Source organism: Lysinibacillus sp. G1-3 (assembly GCF_056322905.1).
In genome coordinates this window covers 1-343 of sequence record NZ_JBWHYQ010000072.1, presented here as the reverse complement: position 1 = coordinate 343, position 343 = coordinate 1, and the positions used below count along the sequence as shown (strand labels likewise).

At 30.3% G+C, this 343-nt stretch carries 1 protein-coding gene; it reads left to right on the top strand.

Annotation, left to right across the window (positions count from 1 at the left end; all coding sequences use genetic code 11):
- Positions 1–54: 54 nt before the first annotated feature.
- The coding region (locus ACVYAD_RS25195) for a condensation domain-containing protein (RefSeq protein ID WP_476428303.1) at positions 55–343 on the top strand (289 nt) is incomplete at its 3' end.

Sequence of the window (343 nt, the reverse complement as noted above, 5' to 3'; positions counted from 1 at the left end):
GCTATGACACTTATTTCAAAAATGCATAAAGAAATAAATAAAGAGCTTCCAATAATGGAATTATTTAAGTCGCCAACGATAAAAGAGGTAAGTAAGTTTATTGAAAGTGCGAAGGAAACTATTTTTTCTAATATAGAACAAATAGAAGAAAGAGAATACTATGAAGCATCTTCTGCCCAAAAGAGAATGTATATAATTCAAAGTCTTGATAAAGAAAGTGTAGCATATAATATGCCTCAGACTATTGAAATACAAGGCACTATGGATAGAGATAAAATAGAAGGAATCTTTAGAAAGTTAGTAAAGCGGCATGAAGCGTTAAGGACATATTTTGAAACGAATG